This is a genomic window from Streptomyces sp. NPDC057474, assembly GCF_042802555.1.
In the GTDB taxonomy this organism is placed as follows: domain Bacteria; phylum Actinomycetota; class Actinomycetes; order Streptomycetales; family Streptomycetaceae; genus Streptomyces.
Window position 1 is genome coordinate 1 of the sequence record NZ_JBHVDX010000300.1, and the last position, 9,834, is coordinate 9,834.

At 69.0% G+C, this 9,834-nt stretch carries 9 protein-coding genes and 2 tRNA genes; 5 read left to right on the forward strand and 6 right to left on the reverse strand.

Annotated elements, in window-relative coordinates:
- Nucleotides 1-196: 196 nt before the first annotated feature.
- Entirely contained in the window at nucleotides 197-1,600 is a 1,404-nt protein-coding gene (gene tig / locus ACFU53_RS43415) for a trigger factor (protein WP_384005308.1), read from the reverse strand.
- 198 nt (nucleotides 1,601-1,798) lie between these two features.
- A tRNA-Pro gene (locus ACFU53_RS43420) sits at nucleotides 1,799-1,875 on the reverse strand.
- A gap of 177 nt (nucleotides 1,876-2,052) precedes the next feature.
- On the opposite strand from ACFU53_RS43420, the gene ACFU53_RS43425 reads away from it, so the two are divergent.
- The 3 genes from ACFU53_RS43425 (at nucleotide 2,053) to ACFU53_RS43435 (ending at nucleotide 3,248) form a co-directional block, all read left to right on the forward strand.
- Nucleotides 2,053-2,123: transfer RNA gene (locus tag ACFU53_RS43425), tRNA-Gly, on the forward strand.
- A gap of 444 nt (nucleotides 2,124-2,567) precedes the next feature.
- Nucleotides 2,568-2,921 carry a VOC family protein gene (locus tag ACFU53_RS43430; protein ID WP_384005309.1) on the forward strand — a complete coding sequence of 118 codons (354 nt, stop codon included), beginning with the start codon at nucleotides 2,568-2,570 and terminating at the stop codon, nucleotides 2,919-2,921.
- Nucleotides 2,922-2,939: 18 nt separating this feature from the next.
- Complete coding sequence (locus tag ACFU53_RS43435; protein ID WP_384005310.1) at nucleotides 2,940-3,248, forward strand: DUF6083 domain-containing protein; 309 nt, start codon at nucleotides 2,940-2,942, stop codon at nucleotides 3,246-3,248.
- Nucleotides 3,249-3,539: 291 nt separating this feature from the next.
- Here the strand turns inward: ACFU53_RS43435 and ACFU53_RS43440 are convergent, their stop codons facing one another.
- Complete coding sequence (locus ACFU53_RS43440) at nucleotides 3,540-3,734, reverse strand: hypothetical protein (protein WP_200303197.1); 195 nt, start codon at nucleotides 3,732-3,734, stop codon at nucleotides 3,540-3,542.
- A gap of 580 nt (nucleotides 3,735-4,314) precedes the next feature.
- On the opposite strand from ACFU53_RS43440, the gene ACFU53_RS43445 reads away from it, so the two are divergent.
- Entirely contained in the window at nucleotides 4,315-5,517 is a 1,203-nt protein-coding gene (locus ACFU53_RS43445; RefSeq protein ID WP_384005311.1) for an acyltransferase family protein, read from the forward strand.
- A 19-nt stretch (nucleotides 5,518-5,536) separates the two neighbouring features.
- On the opposite strand, the gene ACFU53_RS43450 is transcribed toward ACFU53_RS43445, so the two are convergent.
- Together ACFU53_RS43450 and ACFU53_RS43455 are read right to left on the reverse strand one after the other, a co-directional pair.
- Entirely contained in the window at nucleotides 5,537-6,025 is a 489-nt protein-coding gene (locus ACFU53_RS43450) for an HD domain-containing protein (protein ID WP_384005312.1), read from the reverse strand.
- 195 nt (nucleotides 6,026-6,220) lie between these two features.
- The gene (locus ACFU53_RS43455; RefSeq protein WP_384005313.1) at nucleotides 6,221-7,393 is read right to left on the reverse strand and encodes a PP2C family protein-serine/threonine phosphatase; all 1,173 of its coding nucleotides are present in this window, start codon (nucleotides 7,391-7,393) and stop codon (nucleotides 6,221-6,223) included.
- A 225-nt stretch (nucleotides 7,394-7,618) separates the two neighbouring features.
- On the opposite strand from ACFU53_RS43455, the gene ACFU53_RS43460 reads away from it, so the two are divergent.
- The gene (locus ACFU53_RS43460) at nucleotides 7,619-8,863 is read left to right on the forward strand and encodes a GNAT family N-acetyltransferase (RefSeq protein ID WP_384005314.1); all 1,245 of its coding nucleotides are present in this window, start codon (nucleotides 7,619-7,621) and stop codon (nucleotides 8,861-8,863) included.
- Nucleotides 8,864-8,921: 58 nt separating this feature from the next.
- Here ACFU53_RS43460 and ACFU53_RS43465 read toward each other — a convergent pair whose 3' ends face one another.
- Nucleotides 8,922-9,740 (reverse strand): Fpg/Nei family DNA glycosylase, encoded by an 819-nt coding sequence (locus tag ACFU53_RS43465; RefSeq protein ID WP_384005315.1) that lies wholly within the window; start codon nucleotides 9,738-9,740, stop codon nucleotides 8,922-8,924.
- Nucleotides 9,741-9,834 lie beyond the last annotated feature (94 nt).

The window sequence follows — 9,834 nt, forward strand, 5'->3', positions numbered from 1 at the left end:
TTATTGGCCGGGGGTCCCGGGCGCGCCCCCCCCCCCACACCCGGCGGCGGGTCCGCCCCGGGTTGGGCCCGGGGGGGGGGGGGGGGGGGGGGGGGTCCGCGCCCCCCCCCCCGCGCCCCTGGACAGGCCGACGGGCCCCTGGGTCACAAGTGATCCAGGGGCCCGTCGGAAGACATCAACCGATTACCGCCGGCGGTCAGGCCTCGGTCTTCTCCTCGGCCTCGGGGGCCTCCTCGGTGGCCTCGGCCGCAGCCGGGGTCTCCTCGGCGGAGCCCTCGGTCTCCTCGTCCTCGTCGTCCAGGTCGACGACCTCGCCGTTGGTGTCCTTCACCGTGGAGGACTCGACGACGAGGGCCAGGGCCTTGCCGCGGGCGACCTCGCCGACCAGGAGCTGGACCTGGTTGTTCTGGACGACGGCCTGGGCGAACTGGTCCGGGGACATGCCGGAGGAGGCCGCGCGGCGCATGAGGTGCTCGGTGAGCTCCTCCTGGTTGACGTTCAGCTTCTCCTTGGCGACCAGCTCGTCGAGGACGAACTGGGTCTTGATGCCCTTGACGGCCGCTTCCTTGGTCTCGGCGTCGAACTCCTCGACCGTCTTGCCCTGGATCTCGAGGTACTTCTCGAAATCGAGACCCATCTGGCCGAGCTGGTGGTGCTCCAGGTTGTGCTTGCGGGTGTTGATCTCGTCCTCGAGCAGCTTCTCGGGGACGGGCACCTCGACGATCTCCAGGAGCTTCTCCAGCACACGCTCCTGGGCCTGCGTGGCCTGGTCGTACTGCTTCATGTTCTCCAGGCGCTTACGGCTGTCCGCCTGCAGCTCCTCGAGAGTGTCGAACTCCGAGGCGAGCTGGGCGAACTCGTCGTCCAGGGCAGGCAGTTCACGGGCGGCGACCTGGGTGACCTTGACGGTGACCTCGGCCTCCTTGCCGGCCGCCGAGCCGCCCTTGAGCTCGGAGGTGAAGGTGGCCTCGCCACCGGCCTCCAGGCCCTTCACGGCGTCGTCGATGCCGTCCAGCAGCTCGCCGGAGCCGATGGTGTAGGACACGCCGTCGGCGACGCCGTCCTCCAGGATCTCGCCGTCGACCTTGGCCTCCAGGTCGATCGTCACGACGTCGCCGTCCTCGGCGGCGCGCTCGACCGGGGAGGTGGAGGCGAAGCGCTCGCGCAGCTGCTCGACCGCCTTCTCGATGTCCTCATCGGTGACCTCGACGGCGTCGACCTCGACCTCGATGCCGGAGTAGTCCGGGATCTCGATGGTCGGGCGGACGTCGACCTCGGCGGTGAAGTTCAGCGTCTCGCCGTCCTTCAGCTCCGTGATGTCGACCTCGGGCTGGCCCAGGACGTTGAGCTCGGCCTCGTTGACCGCGTCGGTGTAGAACTTCGGAAGCGCGTCGTTGACCGCCTCCTCCAGGACCGCACCGCGGCCGAACCGCTGGTCGATGACTCGGGCCGGGATCTTGCCCTTGCGGAAGCCCTTCACCGTGACCTGCTGGTTGATCTTCTTGTACGCCGCGTCGAGGCTGTCCTTGAGCTCCTCGAAGGGCACCTCGATGCTGAGCCGAACCCGGGTCGGGTTCAGGGTCTCCACGGCGCTCTTCACGGTTCGGTCTCCTTGGGGGCTGACTTCTTGGGGTTCTGCTGACGTCCCCCGCGGGTGCGGCGGGGCTTCAACGGATTCGCGGCCCTATGAGAGACATGCGAGTGCAGACACACGGGCGCGCAGCTTGCATAGTAACCGCAGGCGGTACACGCCCCAAAAGGTGATCTTGCCGGTGGCGGGCGCGCCGTACCGGCGCGGTGGTCGGGGTGGCGGGATTTGAACCCACGGCCTTCCGCTCCCAAAGCGGACGCGCTACCAAGCTGCGCCACACCCCGTCTGGTGCGACACGTAGGGTACATGCCCGCAGGCCATGCGGTTGCCGCATTTACCGAGTGCGCGGGGGTGTGCGACGGCCGGTGACGGGCGCGGCCCGGAAGGGGTGTGCGGCGGGGGCACCCGACCCGCTACGATGCGTTCTGTGCCGCGGTCGTCCGACCTGCGGCGCAAGCTGTGCGGGCGTAGCTCAATGGTAGAGCACTAGTCTTCCAAACTAGCTACGCGGGTTCGATTCCCGTCGCCCGCTCTGAATGACGCAGGGCCAGGCCAGAGGTTCGATCCTCTGCCTGGCCCTCGTCAATTCCGAGGGCGATTCTCAGTCCCCCGTGTCCCCCGCGTGCCTCTTGGGCTTTCGATCTTGCTTTTTCTTGCCCTTCCGGAGCATCTTCCGGGCCTTGTCGACGAGCCCGCTCACAGCGTCGGCGATCAGCCGATCACGTTTGGCTCCGACCGGGAGGGGGGCGCCGTTCTCGACTGCGGGCCCGTGGATGGCCTGAGTGGTTGGGGTCCCATCCCGTCCACCATCGACCCAGGCAGGGCCGAGCAGACGCCACCCATGACGTCCAGGTCGTTCGTACAGTGCTGGGCCGGAGCGGTAGTTCTGGAGGCCGACCAGTCAGCCGCTGCACGGCTTCCCTCCAAGCGTTTCAAGCGCCTGTTCTCGAAGCTTCGGTAGGCCTAGGCTCGGCTGATGACCTTGGTATTTCACAATGTAATCGTTCACTCGGCAGATCCGGAGGCCCTGGGGCAGTGGTGGGCCGAGGCTCTTGGTTGGGTTGTGGTCCACCGCTCCGATGTGGAGTTCGCGATCCGCCCGGAGCCGGATCGCCGACCGGGGTTGGAGTTCGTCCGGCTTGATGAGCCCAAGAAGGCCAAGAGCCGACTGCATCTCGACTTCGTGCCTGATGATCAGGACGCCGAGGTGGCTCGCCTCGAGGCTCATGGCGCACAGCGTGTTGATATTGGTCAGGGCGACCAGTCGTGGGTTGTCATGGCAGACCCCGAAGGCAACGAGTTCTGTGTCCTTGGCCGACGACCTCAGTGAGAACCCCAGAGAGCGCGCGTGTCCAGCCTGGCGGGCTTGCCGTTTGACGACGCGACATGGATCGAGCCACCGGTTTGCCCGGAATGCGGGGCATTGGTTCGCGTTTACCCCACGAACTACGACCGATGGGTCAGCCTCGCCATGGTGGAGTTGCCCGCCAAGGACGTCCCAGAGGCCTTCCGGTGGCATTTGACGAGGCTTCCGGATCGATCCCCCATCCCCACGGACATCGTGGCCGTACGGGTCCACGGAATCGATCCGCTGCCGAGCGAACCCGTCGTGCCGGCCCACCGCATGATGTGCGTCCCCGAGTGGGAAGTGCCGTAGAGCGCGACGGAGAGCACGCAGTGCGGTTTGCGTCTCTCGCGTGCCCGATCAGGTGGCGACCGGCGGGGAAGTAGCGGGGACGCCGGGGAGCGACCCGAGAACCCGCACGTCAGCGACTCGCCAGGTCGGCCCCGGTCTACATACGCGATCTTCCGCACCAGCTACGCGGGTTCGATTCCCGTCGCCCGCTCCGACAGCCTCCGGCCCGGTTTCGAGGGATTCCTCAAACCGGGCCGGAGGTTTTTTGACGCCTCACGGGTTGTCGCCTCACCGTACGCATCCAGACGGTCACTAGAACTGGATCGAGTTGAGCGTGTCCGCTATCGAGTTCAGGAAGCGTTGGATGTCGTCGGCCATGCCCGTCGAGGCGAGGAAGAAGCCGAAGAGGATGGCGACGACGGCCGGTCCGGCCTTGATCGTCCCTCCTCGCATCAGGACTACCAGGATGATCCCCAGCAAGAGCACCACTGACAGCGAAATGGCCACAACAGATCACACCCTCGGTCGGTCCGCACTCCCGGCCCGGGGCGCCGACCCCACGCGCACCCCGCCAGAACCATCGTGCCACCAACCGGGCCGTCCTATGCAGCAGCTGAGACAACGTCGGTCACGGCACCGCACGCGCGCCACCCGCGCCCCCGGCCAACAGGGGGGCGTCGGGAGTGAATTCAGAGTGATCGTTTCCGTGCACACACAACCCGTCCGCAGGTAATTCGAATTGTTGCCACAGACACATCAAGGGGCGCGACCAGGGCGGTAATTAACCGGACATTTCACCGGAGTCGCCTGCGCACGCTATGCACCATTTAGTCGGGATGAATGCGGACAGACTGACGCACATCATGTGCCTTGCGGTGTACGCACGGTGATGCTCTGCCCGATGACGACTTCACCGAATCCTGGGTACTCGTGGGTGACACGTACTCCTCAATACAGGATTCACGTCGGTGGTTTTACGAAATCGCACAGACAACGCTAGGGTGCCTCAGATGTTCACCGCTGCCTCGTCCCCCACTTGCGCAGCGAGTGCTCGGACCGCCCCCCGGAGTTCCCGGTGGGAGGGTCTGTGACGAACTCGCTGCGACCGCACGGCCGGCCCAGGGCGCCGCTCCCACCGGCACAGTCACCACAGTCGTCGGCCGACGGAGTGCCGAGTCCGCGCTCGCTGAAGTCCTCGTCCCCCCACCTGACGTCAAGTGGCGCCTCCCCGGAGGCCAGACCGGCCAAACAACGTGACGCGTTCTTCGACAACGCCAAATACCTCGCCATCGTGCTCGTCGCGATGGGGCACGCGTGGGAGCCGCTGACCGACCACAGCCGCGCCGCCGAGGCGCTGTACATGTTCGTGTACACGTTTCACATGCCGGCGTTCATCATCATCTCCGGGTACTTCTCTCGCAGTTTCGACATGCGCGCCGACCGGCTCCGGCGGCTGGTCACCGGTATCGCCGTGCCGTACGTCCTCTTCGAGGTCGCGTACTCCCTCTTCAAGCGGTACGGGAACGACGATCCCTCGCACCCGATCAGCCTGCTCGACCCCTGGTACCTCACCTGGTTCCTGATCGCGCTGTTCGTGTGGCGGCTGACGACGCCGCTGTGGAAGGTGGTGCGCTGGCCGATCCCGGTGGCGCTCGGCATCGCGGCGCTCGCCTCCGTCTCGCCCGACATCGGTGACGACCTGGACCTGCAACGCGTCCTGCAGTTCCTGCCGTTCTTCGTCGTCGGTCTCTTCATGAAGCCCGCGCACTTCCAGTTCATGCGGCGCCGCGAGGTGCGGACCCTGTCCGTGCCGGTGGCGGCGGGCGCGCTGGCGCTGGCGTACTGGGTGGGCCCGGACATGAACTCGGCCTGGTTCTACCACCGTGACAGCGCACAGGAGTTGGGTGCGCCGTGGTGGGCCGGGGTCGTCATGACCTTGGCGCTCTTCGGCTGCTCGATGGTGCTCACCACCTGCTTCTTCGCCTGGGTGCCCCGGCGGAAGATGTGGTTCACCGTCCTGGGCGCGGGAACGCTGTACGGCTACCTGCTGCACGGGTTCCTCGCGAAGGGCTCGCGCTTCTGGGACTGGTACGACGCCTACGCGTGGGTCTACCAGCCGCTCGGCGAGCTTCTCCTCACCTTCTTCGCGGCGGCCGTCATCACCCTGCTGTGCACCCCACCGGTGCAGCGGATGTTCCGGTTCGCCATGGAGCCCAAGATGGAGTGGGCCTTCAAGCGGGACGCCACCGAGCTGGCCCGCGAGCGCGGGAAGGCCGGGGCCAAGGCGTAGACCCCGGCTCCTTCGCCCCTCAGCGGTTGTCCGTCACCTTCTCGGCCGCCGGTTCGTCCGGCAGGCCGAGGAGGTTTCGCATGTGGGCGTACTTCCGGGTCAGCCGGGTGCGGGTGGGCTCGTCCAGGACGGCGAGGCGGGTCGGGTTCGCGTTGTGCGCGAGGTCCGACTGCTTGACCAAGAGGGCGCCCGGGGTGGCGAGGATGCGGGCGGCGTACGCCTCCGGAGACTCGCCCGGCCGCTTGGTGAGGGCCAGCACGATGGCCTTCGTACGGGAGGTCAGGGGGGCGTCGGCGAGCCACTTCCCGGTGAGGGCGTCGTCCTCGATGGCGTCGTGCAGCCAGGCTGCGGCGATCTGCTCCTCGTCGCCGCCGCGGGTGGCTACGCCGTGGGCCACCGCTTGGAGGTGCTCGGTGTAGGGGCGGCCGGCCTTGTCGGTCTGGGCGGCGTGTGCGGTCCTTGCGAGGGCCTCTACTTCGGGGAGGGGAAGGGGGGTTGGGGGGATCATCGGGTCGGGGCTCCTGTCGTGTGGTGGCTTGCGGGCCTGGATTGTCGCCCCCGCCGCCCCTACCCGTCCCATCCCCAGGGGCTGCGCCCCTGGAACCCCGGCCGAGAGCTCGGGGGATGGGGCTCGTCTTCGAGTACGGGTTCGTTGTGGTTGATCGCGCGATTCCCCGCGCCCCTTACGGGCCCGGCCAAACGCCTATTTGGTGGCCGTCGGGCCCTCTCGGCAGATCAGCAGGAGGGCTCGGTCGTCGTTGACGTCCTTGGCTACGGCCTCGATGAGGTGCCAGGCGGCGCCGTGGAAGCCGCCGGCTACGTAACGGTCGGCCTCGCCGGTGAGGCGGTCGATGCCCTCGACGATGTCCCGGTCGGAGGTCTCGACAAGGCCGTCGGTGAAGAGCATCAGGACGTCGCCGGGGCGGAGGGAGCCCTTGACCGGGTCGAACTGGGCACCGTCGTACACGCCCAGGAGGGGGCCCTCGGCGGCCTTCTCCTCCCAGCGGCCGGTGCCGGCGCTGAGCTGGAGGCCCGGCGGGTGGCCTGCGGAGAAGAGTTCGTAGTCGCCGGAGTCTAGGTCGAGGACGAGGTGGATGGAGGTCGCGAAGCCCTCGTCCCAGTCCTGGCGGAGAAGATAGCCGTTCGCCGCGGGGAGGAACGCGTGCGGTGGGAGCGATCCCAGCAGACCGCCGAAGGCGCCGGAGAGGAGCAGGGCGCGGGAGCCCGCGTCCATGCCCTTGCCGGAGACGTCGGTGAGGACGACTTCGAGGGTGCGGCCGCCGTTCGTACGGGCGGCCACGACGAAGTCGCCGGAGAAGGACTGGCCGCCCGCCGGGCGCAGGGCCATCTCGCGGTGCCAACCGGCCGGCAGCTGCGGCAACTTGCTCTGCACCCGGATGCGTTCACGCAGGTCGAAGAGCATGGTGCCGCCGCGCCGCCAGGGGACGCCGACGCGGCTGCGGAACTGGGCGATGAGGAGACCGAAGAAACCGCAGGCGGCGACCACGAGCACTATGCCCGGCGTCACCCGGGCCGGGCCCTCGGTGTAGGGGCCGAGCTTCACGGACTCCACGATCAGCGCGCTCGCGGCGGCCGCGTACAGGCCGAGGAGGCTGGCGGGGCGGAGCAGCAGGCCGCCCGCGACGATGGGGAGGACGAGGACGGCGGGTGAGAACCACACCTCGTCGATCATCGTGAGGCAGGCGATCAGCGGGATCATCAGCAGCAGACCGGCTAGGGCGATCCAGTCGGAGCCGTCCCCGCGGAAGTAATCGACGGCGGATTTGCGCACGCCGGTGCGGGCCCGGTGAACCAGCTTCTTCATCCGGGCCGTGAGCGTATCGGCCGCCGCGCGCCGCTCTCGTCCTGCTGCCATTGTTCGGGACCTTATCCATCGGACCAGCCCCTGTGCACAGGAGGTCCTACTTGTCCCCCTTCCGAGGGCCGGTTCACGACGAATCTCACACAGATCTCACACCGGAACGCGTCCTTCGGCCCCCGTGCACCCTCGGTGCGGCACCTGGGAAGGATCCCACGTCGAACCGTGACGCGCGGGCCGAATTCGCTCGCTCGTACCGGATCGCCCTGCTAGGCATGGCGTATGACGACTGAGCTGCGGGCGCTGCGCAAGGAAGACTGGAACGTCTGGTACGACAACCTCCTCCGCGCCTTCGGCGGCGCCACCGAATTGGCCGAGCAACGGGAGTTGTGGCAGGCGCTCACGCCGTACGACCGCTCCATCGGCGCGTGGGACGGCGACCAATGCGTGGGTTCGGCCGGAGCGTTCGACTTCCGGCTCACGGTGCCCGGGGGCGCCGTCGTCCCGGCGGCGGGCGTCACGATGGTCGGTGTCGCGGCCACGCACCGGCGGCGCGGGGTACTGACCTCCATGATGCGGCGGCAGTTGGACGACGTCCGCTCCTGGGGCGAGCCGCTGGCCGTGCTGACCGCGTCCGAGCCGGTGATCTACGGCCGGTTCGGGTACGGCCTCGCCACGCACCGGCTCAGTGCCGACATCGACACCACCCGCGTACGGCTGTCCGTACCGCCCGGCACCGATGACGTACGTCTGCGGTACGCGGACCCCGCCGATGTGCTCGACGCGTGCGAGGCGGTGTACGCCCGCCGGGTGCCGGAGCGGCCGGGGATGCTGGCTCGGCGGCCCGGCTGGGAGCGGCTGGACCTGCTCGACACGGACCGCCACCGGGACGGGGCGTCGCCCCTGCAGTGCGTGGTGGCCGAGCGGGTCGACGGGGCCGGCTCCGAGGTGGTCGGGTACACGCGGTTCCGGATCAAGTCCGACTGGGGGCCGAGCGGGGCGGAGGGTGTCGTCCAGCTGAGCGCGCTGGAGGCGGTGGACCCCGCCGGGCGCGCCGCGTTGTGGCGGTTCCTCTTCGACATCGACCTGACGGGGTGCATCATCGCTCACCGGCTGCCCGTGGACGAGCCGGCGCTGCACCTGGTGTCGGACATCCGCCGGTGCGGGCTGCGGGTCAGGGACGACCTGCACCTGCGGCTCGTGGATGTCGGCGCGGCCCTCCGCGCGCGGACCTATCAGGCGCCGCTGGACGTGGTGTTCGAGGTCCAGGACGCCTTCTGCCCCTGGAACGAGGGGCGTTGGCGGCTCACCGGCGACCCGAAGGGCGCGACCTGCGAGCGGACCGCCGACGCCGCCGATCTCTCCCTTTCCGTCCGGGAGTTGGGGGCGGCCTATCTGGGCGGCGTGAGCCTGTCCTCCCTGGCCGCGGCCGGGCGGGTGCGGGAGCTGCGGCAGGGGGCTCTGACGGAGGCGTCCGTGGGGTTCCTCGCGTCGGGGCCGGCACCCTGGCTGCCGCACGGGTTCTAGGGCGCGGAGCCCGAACTCACCTCTGTGGTCCGGGGGTTCACCTCTGTGGTCCGGGGGTTCACCTCTGTTGGCAGGCCGGGCACCAGAAGAGGTTGCGGGCGGCGAGATCGGCGGTGCGGATCTCGCCGCAACAGATGTGGCAGGGCATGGTCGCCCTGCGGTACACGTACACCTCGCCGCCGTGGTCGTCGACGCGAGGCGGGCGGCCCATGGCCTCCGGGGTGTGTTCCGGGCGGACGGTGTCGATGCGGTTGTGGCGTACGCCCTCGCGCATGAGACCGACGAGGTCGGCCCAGATCGCGTCCCACTCCGCCGGGGTGACGTCCCTGCCCGCGCGGTACGGGTCGATGCCGTGCCGGAAGAGGACCTCGGCGCGGTAGACGTTGCCGACGCCCGCGATCACCTTCTGGTCCATGAGGAGCGCGGCGATCGTCGTACGGCTGCGGGAGACGCGGGCGTACGCGCGTGCCGGGTCGGCGTCGGGGCGGAGCGGGTCCGGGCCGAGGCGGGCGTGTATCACCTGCTTCTCGGCGTCCGCGATCAGCGCGCAGGTCGTCGGGCCGCGGAGGTCCATGTACGACGTGTCGTTGCGCAGCCGAAGACGGACGGTGTCCGTGGGCGGGGGTGCGGGGGCCGGGCCGAAGGTGACCTTGCCGAAGAGGCCCAGGTGGATGTGCACCCATTCCTCGGTGTCCGGGTCGCCGAAGTGCAGGAAGAGGTGTTTGCCGTGGGCCTCGGCGGTGCCGAGCGGGGTGTCCGTGAGGAGGGCAGCCGCGTCGGCGAACTTGCCCTGGGGGCTCGTGACGTGGGCGTTCCGGCCGCCGAAGTGGGTGAGACAGTCCTCGGCGAGGCGGTGGATGGTGTGCCCCTCCGGCACGGGGGCCTCCGGCGGTTCGACAGGGTGGGTGGGGGGTGGCTGGGTGGGGGGTGGCTGGGTGGGGGTGCGTTTTCGGGTGCGGGTGGGTGGGGGC

What these genes read in the sequence shown, in the direction of transcription:
- ACFU53_RS43455 (WP_384005313.1), bottom strand. Translation starts at nt 7,393, where the DNA reads ATGGCAGCAGGACGAGAGCGGCGCGCGGCGGCCGATACGCTCACGGCC.
- ACFU53_RS43450 (WP_384005312.1), bottom strand. Translation starts at nt 6,025, where the DNA reads ATGATCCCCCCAACCCCCCTTCCCCTCCCCGAAGTAGAGGCCCTCGCA.
- ACFU53_RS43460 (WP_384005314.1), top strand. Translation starts at nt 7,619, where the DNA reads ATGACGACTGAGCTGCGGGCGCTGCGCAAGGAAGACTGGAACGTCTGG.
- ACFU53_RS43430 (WP_384005309.1), top strand. Translation starts at nt 2,568, where the DNA reads ATGACCTTGGTATTTCACAATGTAATCGTTCACTCGGCAGATCCGGAG.